We start from the raw sequence: 13,217 nt of genomic DNA, 5'->3' as shown, positions 1-13,217 counted from the left end.
CGACGCACAACCTGAGCGCCCGGCTTATTCTTCAGCGACCGAAGGGAATTACGGACCTTCATCGGGCGCTCCTTTCTGTGTCTAGCCGCCCTAGCCGCCGCCCATCACAGAGCAACTGCCAGTACGTTTTGGATTAAACGGAAGAATCCTCTTCCGCGACTCCACCCACCGGAATAATGCCCGGTCAGGGCGCAGCCGTACAACGGGGGACAATGTTACCTGACCATTCCGCGCGCGCCAAACCGCTAGAGTGGCAGCTATGTCTGTGAGGGATAAAGGTTTGCAGAAAGAGATCGTCGACAAGCTTGGTGTGAAGCCTACTATCGACGCAGTCGCGGAAATCGAGTCACGCGTTGATTTTCTGGTGGACTATCTGCGCACAACACGGGCGGCGGGTTACGTCTTGGGCATCTCCGGCGGTCAAGACTCCACGCTCGCGGGAAAGCTGGCGCAGCTCGCGGTGGAAAAAGCCCGGGATGAAGGCCTGGAGGAGCAGTTCGTAGCCGTGCGCCTCCCACATGGTGTGCAAGCCGATGAGGATGATGCGCAGCTGGCACTGAACTTTATCGCACCCGATGAAACCGTGACTGTCAACATTGAACCCGCCACCACCGCCATATCAGCAGTGGTAGCAGAGGCGCTCGGGATGGCGCATCTTGGCGATTTCAACAAAGGCAACGTCAAAGCCCGCATGCGCATGATCGCGCAGTACGCCATCGCTGGCGAGCGTGGCCTGCTCGTCGTGGGCAGTGACCATGCCGCGGAAAACATCACCGGATTCTTCACCAAACACGGCGACGGTGCTGCCGACCTCATCCCCCTCGCCGGCCTAAACAAACGCCAAGGCGCCGCCATGCTTCAACACCTCGGCGCCAACCCGCGCCTGTGGGAGAAGGTTCCCACCGCGGACCTGGAAGAAGACCGCCCGGCCCTCCCGGATGAGGAAGCCCTCGGCGTGACCTACCAGCAGATCGACGACTATCTCGAAGGCAAACCCGTCGACGACGCTGCCGCGCAACGCCTGGAACATCTGTGGCGCATCGGCCAACACAAACGGCATCTGCCGCCCGGTCCGGCAGAGACCTGGTGGCGCTAGCCAAGCACGTGCAGCGTCTCCTCCGCCACCCTGACCAGCGCGGAACCGTAACTTGGGCCATGCGTGTAAGCGTGCACGGCGAGTGGATGAAGCTGATGAATGGGGATGCGCGCCTCCCAGTCACGGCCAAGTTCGCCGCCGGCGGTTAGGTAGCCTTCAACGATCTCGCTCAGATGTGGTGCCCCGAACAATTCGAGCATCGCAATATCGGTCAGTGGGTGCCCGCCGTGCGCGGCCGGATCGATGAAGCGTGGTCCGGCAGTGGAAAAGAGCAGGTTCCCCGCCCACAGGTCGCCGTGAAGGCGGGCGAGCGGCGCATCCTCATCCTCAACAAGGAGCGCATCGCAAGCTCGCTTTACCGCGATCAATCCTTCCCCGTCCAGGTTTCCCCGCCGGTGCGCCTTCACCGCAAACGGCAGCACGCGTTGGGTGGTATAGAACTCGGCCCACCGTGTCGTCGATAAGCAATCTTGGCGCACTCGGCCGATGAAATTGGGGCCGTCCCAGCCGCCAGACGGGGCACCGAACGCATCGGCCCCCATCGCGTGGATCGCGGCGAGCTCCTCCCCAGCCCGGCGCGCGGCTTCCGCGGTTGGCCGCGCGGTATCAACGTGCTCGATGGTGAGGGTGTTCGCTTCCTCGTCGAGGGCAAGGACCTCCACCACTGCGTCGGAACCTTCGCGCAGCCAGCGCAAATAGGCGGCTTCTGCGGCTGCCGCTCCCGGCGCGCTGCCGTGTTTAATGAATACCTGCGACATCGATGCCCTCCAACTCAAGTAAAAACCGTTTTGCTTCCGCGCCACCGCGATACCCGCCGAGAGTGCCGTCCGCCCGGAGCACCCGATGGCACGGCACGAGAAGCGGTAAAGGATTATTCGCGCACGCACTCCCCACCGCCCGCACCGCCTTGGGGCTACCCGCCTTCTGGGCAAGCTCGCCATACGTGACTGCCTGGCCGAAGGGCACCTGGGCGAGCTCGCGGAGTACCTCCGCCCGGAAACCTGAAACAAAGCGGAAGTCGAATGGCACGGTGAATTCACGCCGGCGTCCTGAGAAATATTCAGTCAGCTGCTCCGTCACCAGCAACGACTGCTCGGCCTTTGGGAATCGTGCGCGATTAGCCTCGAGGTCATCGACCTCAAAAAGAACCTTCACCACCCCTTTCGGAGAAGCAAGAACACCGATCTGCCCGATCGGCGAAGCAAACTCCTGGAAGTGCACATCATCCATGCCCTCCAGAGTATCGCGCTCCTCCCCGCTCCTTCCATGCAGAAAAGTTGTTATTGTGGCGGACATGAAAAGCGCGAAGGTAACCTACGTCACACTCTCCGCTGTCACTGCTGCGAGCGTAGTGCTCACTGCCTGCTCTACCGATGACGCTACCGATGAAGCTCCCCTGAGCACTCAAGCAACAACGACTACGACGGAATCGCCGACAAGCACGACCACATCTTCCTCCGCAGACACCGAAGATTTGAACAGCTACGACGGTTTCTACACCAACGACTTCTACACTGCGCTCCACAAACTCCCCGGGCTGGAACAAAGGAGCGGAGAGAGCAACCCGAAGGAATACTCAACCGAAGCCGAGCTCCTGAACAGCGATGAAACACTTCGCGTGCTCAGCTTTATCTACATCCCGAAGGTCGACGGCGAATACCAACCAATCACACCTACCTCCGATAAAGGCCTCCAGCAGGCGTACGACAGCGCCGTCGACGTCTTCAACGACGAAAACTATGAATTCAAAGAAACCGAACACGACACTGCTAACTTCACATGGCAGTGCGTCGAGGCCCAAGACGCACAAAACGGGAACATCGACTATGACATCTGCGTAACCGCGTTCGCCGGCCGCGTCATCGAAGCCCAACGCCAAATCCTCACCGAAGACCGCGACGACAGTGATAAGAAGCTCGACAAACTACTCAATGACTTTGACGATGTCCTCTCGGACATGAAACGACGGTAGGAGCCGCCATGTTCTCCTTCTTCATGAAGAAAAGCTCACCCGAGGTTGTTCCCGAACAGCCAGCAGAAATTCCACCATTCGACTTCACCAGTGCCATTCCATCAGGGTGGGGCATACACGTAGGGGGCGACTTTATGGACTGGCCCAAGGCCACCCCCATCGAGTCCTTTGACCAGCTGCGCCACCTCATTGAGACGCACTCATGCGGCGACGGCATGTTTTCCATCGTCAACACGACGAAGACCTATGCCAGCCCAAAAGAGGTCTTCAAAGCGCGCTTCGATGGCAGCTTGCCGCCGCGGGCACACGCCTCGCAGCTCTACCCCGGTAAATGGGACATCACCATCGACGACAACCAAAAACGCAAGCTGAAATTCGGTGAACCGGGCATGGGGGCCGCAACGATGCCCTTAGTAAGCACCGAGAACGCCACCCTCATCCTGTGCTCATTCCTCCGAGAAAACGGCGCGATCCCGGAGCTGCCTCACCTGACCACGTCGCGACCAAAGCGCGACAGCAGCCCACCTGGATCCTTCTACCTGTAAGGATTTTGGCTTTCATCCAGCAGCCCAACCCCTTGTACCAGAAAGTGCGAGCGAGCTACCAGATTTAGGGTTGGATCAGGAAGCAGTGATCGTCTTCAGACGGCGCGCGACCCCTCGAGACAGCTCTGCGAGACCTTCACCGTTGTTCAAGTATTGGAGTGCCCGAATCCCTTGAAGGTCGAAAGGAATGTCATTCATCGACTGAGCAACCAGAATGGTATCGCGCCCAAGCGTGGGCGCGATACCGGTTTCATAGAAGACATTGGGGTTCTTATCACTGAGATCAGAAATCACGACGCGCGCACGCCATATGGGGCTGAGCACATCATCGAGAATGTGGTCCCGTTCCCAGATGTCATCCGCACGCAGACACCGCATCCCTGCCGATTCGATGCCTGCTTTCAAGGATTCATACACCGCCTCAAAGGTTGGACTGAACGGAATCATCACTGCTACAAGGTCGGGCTCGAACGGCTCTGCTGTTGGAAACTTGAACACCTTGGGCTTGCTTCTGACAGAGAACTCTTTTTCGATGACACGGTACAAATCAACATCCTTCACAGCCCAGTGCGTTCGATGGAACTCCCAGTCATGGATTTCCAGAGCGCCTTTTGCTGCTTCGATGAGAGGCGTAGGAATCGGTGCAACCGCAGGATTGGGCACAAATGAAAACGTGAAACCATAATTGGATTTCCTCACGTTGGTGACGTGGCCAACACGAGCAATCTGCGGCTCTCTATCGTCCCGAGTCTCCGGCATCAATAGCGTAGGAAGATTCAAGAGCCGTTCGATCGTGACCTGGTCCATGCCCGGCGCAAAGTACTGCCGCAGATCATCGGACGTGTATTCAAGCAGACGACTAGCATCGACCTCGCCTCGTGTCAGGCCGATCAGCAGGTTATACATCCCAGAGTCCCCCTCTAAGTACTGATTTCAACCCCGTATCGAAGTCTCGGCCACTCCTGACAGCCACCAATACTGTATCCGAATACAGTGCATCTCCCGACGGCCATGGAAGCACGGTTAATAATGTCACCGGTGCCGAGATCATAGGAGACCACCACTACTCGGGACTTGACCGAAAGAGACCCGCAACGCCCCCCCCGAGCAGCCCCTCCAATGTGCTACTGCAGCTCGTTGTCTTTACCCACCTGGGGGTGCAGCCTCTGATTTTCCTTATTCGACTTGTAGACCATGAATCCTGAAGCAGACGCTGCAACGATCGCAAAGACCGCAGGCACGTCCTTACCGTTCCAAGCAAGGATGCAAGCGACAGCGACAATAGCCAACGCCAAAACCAGATACGCCCACAGTTGCCAATCAGCCCGGCGTGCAGTCGAGCGTATAGAGCCAGCGACTGCGTTTTGGATTTCCACGTTCCCGGCAACTTGCATCTTTTGGAGCTCGATATCCGCTTCCGCCATCTTGAGGATACGGTCCGCGGCACCTGGCAGGATTTCATCATATCTGCCAAATTCTGTGGCGGGTGGCAGTGGCCCAGAATGTGCTTCCTGGACCAACGCGAGCATTTCAGCCCGGTCTTGACGGGTAATCTTTTCGACTACCTCGGCTGGAATAGCATCGTCTATTCGAAGTTCTCCATCGAAGTCCTGACCCTCCTGCCGGTGTTGCTCCAGGCTCGCCGAACGAATTGGCCCGACCACGGAGGTTTCAGAATGTAAATCTTCTCTCCGTGGCTCGTAGTCGCTATTACCTTTCTGTCGCTCTCCCGACGAGGCATGGTCCCATTGTCATGTCCCACTCCTCTCCCCCTGCGTTTATTAAAAGCCTCTATTGTTCGCTGATGCTACTACAGACACTTTAAGGATTCTCCAGTTGATGGTCGCCCTTATACTTGGAACGCGTTGCCGAGCCAAGGATTGTTACCGCGAGTACGCTCCTCATGGTCTGCAGGAAGAACGCTATTGCACTTTGGTGGACGTTGCCCCATAACCCGCCGTTACGGGCACAAATAGGAAGATACCCCAAGGTCCGAGGGGATCTGGGGGAATCTATGAAGTGGAGCTAACGGGATTCGAACCCGTGACCCCCACACTGCCAGTGTGGTGCGCTACCAACTGCGCCATAGCCCCATAGCTTCGGCGAACCAGGTTGTAGGCCTTTGTCCGCCGAGCGACTCCGATCAATATACACCCGCGAACAGGCGAGACCAAAATCGCTTGCTCGCTGCGGTTTTAAGAGCTGCGGTTTTAAGCGAAGAGGTCGTCGATCCAGTTGGCAAGGGGATCGGAGGGGACATCCTTGCCGTCGACAAGCACGCGTGGAGACGACAGATCACCGGTCTTATCCACGAGATCCTTCGCATTTGCTTCGCCCATCGCCTTGGCGCGGTCGGTGTACTCGCCGTTGCGGATTGCCTCAACCGCGCCCTTGGAAGCACCGAAGTCGTGCGCAAGATCCGCCAACGTGTCGTTGTCCGCGGTGGCGTAGAGGTTCTGCTGCTGCTCCATCAGCGCCTTGCGGAGGTTCCAGTACGCCTCAATTTCACCCTTGTCAGCCAGGGCAAGCACCGCAGCAAGAGCGCGCGTGGAGTGGCCAGCGTTGTACTTGTCGCCGGTGCCGTCAAGGAAGATCAGCGGGTGCAAGTTCACGGTGAGTTCACCGGCTTGGATCTTGGCCAGCATTTGATCATCCGTGTTCACCGCCAGCTCACCGCAGTAATGGCAGGAGAAGTCCTCGTAGAGGCCGGCTTCCTTCGCACCATCAGCGTTGTCGCCGCTCAGAGTGATCACGTTATCTGCAAGTGACAGGCTCACCCCATCGACCTTCTGCATGTTTTCCGCAATACGGTCAGCCTGAGCGCCACGGCCGTTGTATACGATGAGGCCGATCACCAGCGCACCGATGAGTATCAACGCAGCCATCGCCGCCCAGAAGCCTTTGCTTCCCGACGAATTCGGGTTTGTCACCGACCGCGAAGCACCTTTAGTCGCATTCGGCTTGGAAGAGGAAGTCACAGTACATCACCTTAATAGTCAGTGGTCGAGCTATTTTACCAAGAAAGTTTAGGGGTACAGCGCGAATTTTTTAAACGGGCGGTAGATCATGAACAGAGTGACTGCAGTGAGGCCCACGTCGCGTGCAATCGCCCAGAGCAAATCCGCCGGGGAGCTATCAGGGTTCGACCCGAAGCACCCGCAGTCAATTTGCAGGCCACGGCTATAGGCGGACGCCAAGCCGATGATGAACAACAGGAGCACCACCACGGAAACCCAGCCAGTCGGGCGCAGTTTGATTCCCAGCAGAAGGAGGAGCCCGCCGGCGATTTCAAGCGGACCGATCAGACCAGCCAGCAGATGAGACCAGTACGGGGTGAAAATCTCGTACGCCTCAATGCTCTGCGTGGTCAGAAGCCGGTTGCCCAGTTTGGTCACCCCGGCATAGATCCACATGAAGGCCAGCCCAAACCGGGCAAGTGCAGAAAGCACGTCGAGTACACGGTCGCGCGTAGGGGCCACGGGCGCATCCTGTTGAATCGTCACGTAGATAACATTAGCCGAAAGTAGGGGGTCTTCGCGTGCTGCTCCCCCCTATCGCTCGCCTAGTACTGCGCTGACAACATCCTGCGCTTCTTTTTGAACCTGCTTCAAGTGCTCCTGCCCTTTGAAGGACTCTGCATAAATTTTGTACTTGTCCTCCGTGCCCGACGGGCGGGCGGCGAACCAGGCGTGTTCCGTGGTCACCTTGAGGCCACCAATGGCGGCACCGTTGCCGGGTGCTTCGGTGAGTTTGGCGGTGATCGGGTCGCCCGCCAACGTCGTGGCGGTAACCTGCTCGGGCGAGAGCTTCTTCAGAGTGGCTTTCTGTTCACGGTTCGCTTCTGCGTCCGTGCGCGCGTAGACCGGTGCTCCGAAGGTCGCCTCAAGCTCCGCATAGCGTTGCGATGGCGTCTTGCCCGTCACCGCAGTGATCTCTGAGGCGAGCAGGTCCATGATCAGGCCGTCCTTGTCCGTCGACCACACGGTGCCGTCCTTGCGCAGGAAGGATGCGCCGGCGGATTCTTCACCACCGAAGCCCACGGAGCCGTCGATGAGCCCCGGCACAAACCACTTGAAACCAACCGGAACTTCAACGAGCTTGCGGCCGAGCGAGGCGACCACGCGGTCAATCATCGAGGAGGACACCAGGGTCTTGCCCACCGCCGTATCCGTCGCCCAGCCCTCACGGTGCGCAAACAGGTACTCGATGGCCACTGCCAGGTAGTGGTTCGGGTTCATCAGCCCCGCATCCGGGGTGACAATGCCGTGGCGGTCCGAGTCCGCATCATTACCGGTAGCGATGTCGTACTTATCGCGGTTAGCCACCAAGCTGGCCATGGAATTCGGGGAGGAGCAGTCCATGCGGATCTTGCCGTCCGTATCCAATGTCATGAACCGCCACGTCGCATCCACCTCAGGGTTCACCACGGTGAGGTTCAACCGGTGAGTCTCCGCGATAGCACCCCAGTAGTCCACCGAGGCCCCACCCATCGGGTCAGCGCCGATGCGCAGGCCGGAAGACCGGATCGCATCAATGTCCACCACATTGACCAGGTCAGCCACGTAGTTCTGCATGAACGCATGCTTGCCTGCTCGCTCATCCAGCACACCGCTGACCGGAGTGCGCTGCACGCCCTCAAGGCCCTGCGCGAGATACGCGTTCGCGCGGGCGGCAATCCAATCCGTCGCATCCGTATCCGCCGGACCACCCGACGGCGGGTTGTACTTAAAGCCACCGTCGCGCGGCGGGTTGTGGGATGGGGTCACCACAATGCCATCCGCACGCTGAGGGTCCGTACCGGTCACACCGCCGGCTAGGGAAGCATTGTGCGCCAGGATCGCGTGGGAGACGGCGGGGGTGGGAGTGTAGCGCCCTGCGTCGTCGACAAGCACGGCAATGTCATTCGCAATGAGCACCTCGAGCGCCGACACCATCGCGGGCTCGCTCAAAGCATGCGGGTCGCGCCCAATGTATACGGGACCACCGATATTATTCGCGCGACGGTAATCCACGATCGCCTGCGTTGTCGCCCAAATATGCTGCTGGTTAAACGCATTATCTAAGCTCGATCCACGGTGACCCGACGTACCAAACACCACCTGCTGGTCCGGGTCATGCGGATCAATCTCGCGCGTGTAGTAGGCGGTAACCACCTCCGCAATATCAATGAGATCTTCCGGGCGGGCGGGTTGGCCGGCTCTTTCGTGTGCCATGCTTACTCCTTATGCGGTCGTGCCTATCCGTCTGCCCCCATCTTCCCCCGCTTTGCTCAACTCCGCCACGTGAGACTTCCATTTACGGCGGTGGGGGTGGGTACGTTACCGTGTACACGTGTTGAATACTGCGCTCAAGGAAGGCCTCGCTATTGGTTTCGGCGCGTCTTTCGGTGCGCTTGCACGTTTTGCGTTCACGCCGCTGATTGCGCCGGAGCCGCCGGCGGAGATCATCATCATCTTCATCATTAACTTCATCGGCTGTTTCCTCATGGGCCGCTTCGACCCGGGCCCGTTTTGGGGGCGCGGGATGATCGGCGGGTTCACCACGTTTTCTGCTGTGTCCTTCCTGGCCATGCAGACCAGCGCCCTGCACGCCTTCATGTACATGGTAGGCACCATGGTCGTGGGCCTCGCCGCATGGGAGCTTGGCAATGCTTTTCGACGATCGGTGGCCCCATGACCCCACGCACCCCCCAATTCTTAGGCCCCGACGGCGTTGTTGGCTCTCACCTACGCGAAGCGTTGAGCACTGGTGATGGCACGCGCACGATCTTCTTGTTGTTCGTGCTGGTCGGTTTCGGTGCTTTTCTCGGTGGACTGACCCGCTGGGCGTTAAGCGTGGCACTGAAGGGCGCTCCCGGGACGTGGGCCGCCAACCTCATTGGCTCTGCTGTCCTCGGGTTCTCTGCGGCGATGCCCGCCATGTGGCCGGCCTTTTTGGGAGCTGGTTTCGGCGGGGCCGTGTCCACCCTGTCCACCATGGCTAAAGAAATGGGCCAGATGGTGGAGCAGAAACAGTGGTGGCCACTGCTGCGCTACACCACCCTGACCTGTGTGGCCGGTGTGATTGCGGCGTGGTACGGCCTCAGGGTGGGTTTGCAGCTCATTCCGGCCTTCTAATTCTTTAGCCCGCTTATTCTGCGATGGCATCCAGCGGTGGCGTCTTCGCTGCGCGCTGCGCCGGCCAGAGCGCCGCAACAACACCCACAACGAGCGAGCTGACCAACATCACAGCAAGCAAAACCCATGGGTAGGCAATATTCGACAGGCCTTGGTCCTTGAGCACCGTCAGGAACGCCCAGCCCAGTGCGAGGCCAGTGAGCACGCCGAGCAGCGCACCGAAGACCGCGATCTGCACGGATTCCAGAATGATCATGGTCCGTACCTGGCGCCGCTGTGCACCGACGGCGCGCAGCATGCCAATCTCCTGACGGCGCTCAATGACAGAGAGTGTGAGGGTGTTGATGATGCCCAGTACTGCAATGACCACCGCCAGCGACAGCAGCGCATACAGAATGTACAGCATCTGGGTGATCAGCTGCTTGGCCTCCCCACCAAATTCATCCGGGGTGCGCACTTGGACGATGATGCTGTCTTTCACCGCCTTCTCCACGTTGGCGCGGAGAGTATCTTCGTCCACGCTGCCATCGCTGTTGGCGCCGACCATGAGGATGGTCTCCTGGTCGGGGCGCACCAGCTTTTCTGCCGTCGCCCGAGAAATCACAAAGGATTCCAAAATGTTGGACTTGCCGAAGATGCCCTTCACCTCAGCCTGCACAGGCCCGCCTTGGCTCAGCGGTGAGCCCAGCGGTGAATCAACGTCCACGACATCGCCAACCTTAAGGGCGTGCTCTTTCGCATACGCCTCAGGCAGAACAACGCCGCCATCCGACAAATCCGATGTGCCGTCGACCATCTCAATGACTGTCAGGCGGCCCGGATCGCCATTCATCACGTCGCTGACCTTCATTGGGCCCATCTCGTAGGCAGCTTTGCCATTAATGGTCAGCGGTGCCTGCGAATACGTGATCACATCGCCCACGCCGTCGGCTTCTTCCACCTTGCCCGGCACATCACCTGGAACGGGGAAAGCACCGAACTGGGGACCGTACATAACAAGATCAGCGGTGACCTCGTCTTCCAGGATGTCGTCCACCGACCGCTGCATAGTGGTTCCCAGCATGCCAAACGCTGTCACCAGCGCCACGCCCAACATCAGCGCAAACGCCGTAGCCGATGCACGACGGGGATTTCGTTTCGAGTTCGTCGCAGCCAGCGAGCCCACCGCTCCAAACGGCGCACCAATCCCCTTGCCCAGCACAGGCACGATCGGCAGAGAGAGCGCTGGCCCCGCCAAAAACAGACCGATGATCGCCGACACCGCGGCACCACCAACGAGTCCCGCGCGTGGCCCCGTTGAGCCGTCCTCCCACAGCACACCCCATGCGGCCAAACCAACGCCGATCAGGAGCAACGCCACGCCGACCAGAGTACGAGCCTTCAGCGGTTGCGGAGTCGAGGACTCACTCGACCGCATAGCCTCCACCGGCTGCACCCGCCCCGCGCGCCGCGCCGGAGCCCACGCTGAGGCCACCGTCACCAGCGCACCCACAACGATGGGCACCACGACGGCCGCAACAGACAGGCCCCAGCCCGCCCCGGGCAGCTCCATGCCTTGGCGTTCCATAACCACGCGAATCACCGCGACCAAACCCGCACCAGCCAGTACGCCAAGCGCCGACCCAATCACGCCAACAAGCGCAGCTTCCACAACCACGGACCGCGTAATCTGGCTTTTCGACGCCCCCAACGCCCTCAACAGCGCAAACTCCTTCGTCCTCTGCGCCACGATCATCGAGAAGGTATTAGCGATGAGGAACGTACCCACCAACAGGCCCACGAGGCCAAAAGCGATAAGGAAGTAGCTGACGAAACTGAGGGCGTTGCGGATTTCTTCAGAGGCTTCGTCGGCAAGCGTCTGGCCCTCCTTGACCTCATACTCCGGGAACTTCTCCGCGAGGTGCGCAGTGAGCTGTGCGGGATCGACCCCCTCCTTCGCACTGACCGAGAACCCGGGAACCGTCCCGTGCGCGGCATAAAACTCCAGGTAGGACTCTTCCGGGATGCGCAGTGTCAGCGACATCCCCTGGTCCAGCTCATTGGTATACAAACCAGTGACCTTCATCGTCTGAGTGGCCTGAGTATCCACGACAATGAGCTCATCACCGATGCCGATCCGATATTTAGCGGCGCCCTTAGCATTCACCATCGCCTCACCAACGGCCTTGGGTGCACTACCATCGACAACCTCCGGGACCGACCCCACCGCGTCCTCCGGCGGGTAGTAAATGTGCACCTCAGAAACACCAGCGCCTGTTTGGTACGCATTGCGGTCGCTGTCCGCGACGACAACTGCCGTGCGACCGCTGATGTTGACCTTGTTGACGTCTGGGTCGGCTCCGATAGCGTCTCGAAGCTCCAGCGGCACCGGGGCACCCTGCTCCTGTCCACGCACGACCGCATCATCCTCAGCGAATGCGCTCGCGACAGCCGAGTCAAAGGTTTTGCCCAACATCGCGGTGAACATCAGCGAGCCGGCAATGAACGCGGTACCGAGCACCACCGCCAAGACCGTGAGCGCGAGACGTAGCTTATGAGCTGCGACATTACGCAGCGACACCTTCGTTAAAGCGCTACTCATTAGCCCTCGATCCCGGACATGGTGGACAGGATGCGCTCCATCGTCGGGTCATACATCTCATCGATGATGTTGCCGTCCGCGAGGAAAACCACGCGATCAGCGTACGACGCCGCCCGTGCGTCATGCGTCACAATGACCACCGTCTGCTCATCCCCATCCACCGCCGCGCGCAGAATCTCCAAGACCTCGCGGGAGGAATTCGAATCCAGGTTGCCCGTCGGCTCATCCCCGAAAATGATCTCTGGACGGCTCACCAACGCCCGCGCACAGGCCACTCGCTGCTGCTGCCCGCCTGAAAGCTCACTCGGACGGTGGCTCAACCGATTGGACAAGCCGAGACGCTGCGTGATCTCGTCGAACCATGCCTGGTCAATCTGCCCGCCGGCAATATCCGTGGGCAGGGTGATGTTTTCCGCCGCAGTGAGCGTAGGAACAAGGTTGAAAGACTGGAAGATAAACCCCAGCCGGTCGCGCCGCAACGCCGTGATCTCCTTGTCATTGAGCGTAGCTAGATCCGTATCCCCAATGAAGGCCGAGCCCCCGTTGAAAGAATCCAGACCGGCCATCGCGTGCATGAGCGTCGACTTACCTGAACCACTGGGGCCCATGATGGCAGTGAACTGGTTTCGCGCGAATTCAACGCTGACCCCATCCAACGCTGTCACCTGAGTGTCCCCGCTGCCATACGTCTTCACCAGCGACACCGCCCGGGCTGCGACGCCCTCTTTCAGGTCATTCTCAACAATTCCACGATGGCCCACAGCGCTCACTTGTCCTGTCTCTCGGGTCTCCAACAACGGCGCGAACGAGCACGCCACGATGTTCTTGCTACGAGAATAGTGGAATAGCAAAAATTAACGCGGCTTCCGCCACTGTGTGGTGTGGTGGGTGCCGCGTTGGTGTTATG

Annotated in this window: 14 protein-coding genes and 1 tRNA gene; 5 read left to right on the top strand and 10 right to left on the bottom strand. The window is 59.4% G+C overall.

The window, feature by feature from the left end; all coding sequences use genetic code 11:
• Window positions 1–259: 259 nt before the first annotated feature.
• Window positions 260–1,096 carry an ammonia-dependent NAD(+) synthetase gene (gene nadE, locus Q0X21_RS09040; RefSeq protein ID WP_297851558.1) on the top strand — a complete coding sequence of 279 codons (837 nt, stop codon included), beginning with the start codon at window positions 260–262 and terminating at the stop codon, window positions 1,094–1,096.
• Here nadE and Q0X21_RS09035 read toward each other — a convergent pair.
• Both Q0X21_RS09035 and Q0X21_RS09030 read right to left on the bottom strand, forming a co-directional pair.
• Window positions 1,093–1,854: a fructosamine kinase family protein gene (locus Q0X21_RS09035; RefSeq protein ID WP_102723176.1), complete on the bottom strand. Its 762-nt coding sequence runs from the start codon at window positions 1,852–1,854 to the stop codon at window positions 1,093–1,095. The two genes, nadE and Q0X21_RS09035, sit on opposite strands and share 4 nt — an antisense overlap.
• Complete coding sequence (locus Q0X21_RS09030) at window positions 1,835–2,326, bottom strand: methylated-DNA--[protein]-cysteine S-methyltransferase (protein WP_219725113.1); 492 nt, start codon at window positions 2,324–2,326, stop codon at window positions 1,835–1,837. Before Q0X21_RS09030 ends, Q0X21_RS09035 begins: the two co-directional genes overlap by 20 nt.
• A 64-nt stretch (window positions 2,327–2,390) precedes the next feature.
• On the opposite strand from Q0X21_RS09030, the gene Q0X21_RS09025 reads away from it, so the two are divergent.
• Both Q0X21_RS09025 and Q0X21_RS09020 read left to right on the top strand, forming a co-directional pair.
• The gene (locus tag Q0X21_RS09025; RefSeq protein ID WP_102723178.1) at window positions 2,391–3,068 is read left to right on the top strand and encodes a hypothetical protein; all 678 of its coding nucleotides are present in this window, start codon (window positions 2,391–2,393) and stop codon (window positions 3,066–3,068) included.
• 8 nt (window positions 3,069–3,076) lie between these two features.
• Window positions 3,077–3,613, top strand: a complete 537-nt coding sequence (locus Q0X21_RS09020) for a hypothetical protein (protein WP_102723179.1) — start codon at window positions 3,077–3,079, stop codon at window positions 3,611–3,613.
• 75 nt (window positions 3,614–3,688) lie between these two features.
• On the opposite strand, the gene Q0X21_RS09015 is transcribed toward Q0X21_RS09020, so the two are convergent.
• The 6 genes from Q0X21_RS09015 to pgm all read right to left on the bottom strand — a co-directional run bounded on the left by Q0X21_RS09015 (window position 3,689) and on the right by pgm (window position 8,826).
• Window positions 3,689–4,519, bottom strand: coding sequence for a hypothetical protein (locus Q0X21_RS09015; protein ID WP_297851557.1), 831 nt, complete (start codon window positions 4,517–4,519; stop codon window positions 3,689–3,691).
• A 218-nt stretch (window positions 4,520–4,737) separates the two neighbouring features.
• Entirely contained in the window at window positions 4,738–5,142 is a 405-nt protein-coding gene (locus Q0X21_RS09010; protein WP_146014915.1) for a DUF2335 domain-containing protein, read from the bottom strand.
• A 491-nt stretch (window positions 5,143–5,633) separates the two neighbouring features.
• Window positions 5,634–5,706 (bottom strand) — tRNA-Ala (locus Q0X21_RS09005).
• A 117-nt stretch (window positions 5,707–5,823) separates the two neighbouring features.
• The gene (locus tag Q0X21_RS09000; RefSeq protein ID WP_297851556.1) at window positions 5,824–6,591 is read right to left on the bottom strand and encodes a thioredoxin domain-containing protein; all 768 of its coding nucleotides are present in this window, start codon (window positions 6,589–6,591) and stop codon (window positions 5,824–5,826) included.
• A 48-nt stretch (window positions 6,592–6,639) separates the two neighbouring features.
• The gene (locus tag Q0X21_RS08995) at window positions 6,640–7,110 is read right to left on the bottom strand and encodes a MauE/DoxX family redox-associated membrane protein (protein ID WP_297851559.1); all 471 of its coding nucleotides are present in this window, start codon (window positions 7,108–7,110) and stop codon (window positions 6,640–6,642) included.
• A 54-nt stretch (window positions 7,111–7,164) separates the two neighbouring features.
• Window positions 7,165–8,826, bottom strand: a complete 1,662-nt coding sequence (gene pgm / locus Q0X21_RS08990; RefSeq protein ID WP_297851555.1) for a phosphoglucomutase (alpha-D-glucose-1,6-bisphosphate-dependent) — start codon at window positions 8,824–8,826, stop codon at window positions 7,165–7,167.
• Window positions 8,827–8,944: 118 nt separating this feature from the next.
• On the opposite strand from pgm, the gene Q0X21_RS08985 reads away from it, so the two are divergent.
• Both Q0X21_RS08985 and Q0X21_RS08980 read left to right on the top strand, forming a co-directional pair.
• Window positions 8,945–9,289, top strand: coding sequence for a CrcB family protein (locus tag Q0X21_RS08985; protein ID WP_297851554.1), 345 nt, complete (start codon window positions 8,945–8,947; stop codon window positions 9,287–9,289).
• Window positions 9,286–9,729 carry a CrcB family protein gene (locus tag Q0X21_RS08980; RefSeq protein ID WP_052093026.1) on the top strand — a complete coding sequence of 148 codons (444 nt, stop codon included), beginning with the start codon at window positions 9,286–9,288 and terminating at the stop codon, window positions 9,727–9,729. The genes Q0X21_RS08985 and Q0X21_RS08980 overlap by 4 nt, the downstream gene beginning before the upstream one ends.
• Window positions 9,730–9,742: 13 nt before the next feature.
• On the opposite strand, the gene Q0X21_RS08975 is transcribed toward Q0X21_RS08980, so the two are convergent.
• On the bottom strand, window positions 9,743–12,310 hold the full coding sequence (locus tag Q0X21_RS08975) for an ABC transporter permease (RefSeq protein ID WP_102723183.1): 2,568 nt from the start codon (window positions 12,308–12,310) through the stop codon (window positions 9,743–9,745).
• Window positions 12,310–13,080: an ABC transporter ATP-binding protein gene (locus Q0X21_RS08970; RefSeq protein ID WP_249041294.1), complete on the bottom strand. Its 771-nt coding sequence runs from the start codon at window positions 13,078–13,080 to the stop codon at window positions 12,310–12,312. Before Q0X21_RS08970 ends, Q0X21_RS08975 begins: the two co-directional genes overlap by 1 nt.
• Window positions 13,081–13,217: the final 137 nt, after the last annotated feature.

This window comes from uncultured Corynebacterium sp. (assembly GCF_947253065.1).
Classification (GTDB): domain Bacteria; phylum Actinomycetota; class Actinomycetes; order Mycobacteriales; family Mycobacteriaceae; genus Corynebacterium.
Note: the sequence above shows the minus strand (reverse complement) of the source record. Positions and strands in the feature narration are given on the sequence as shown.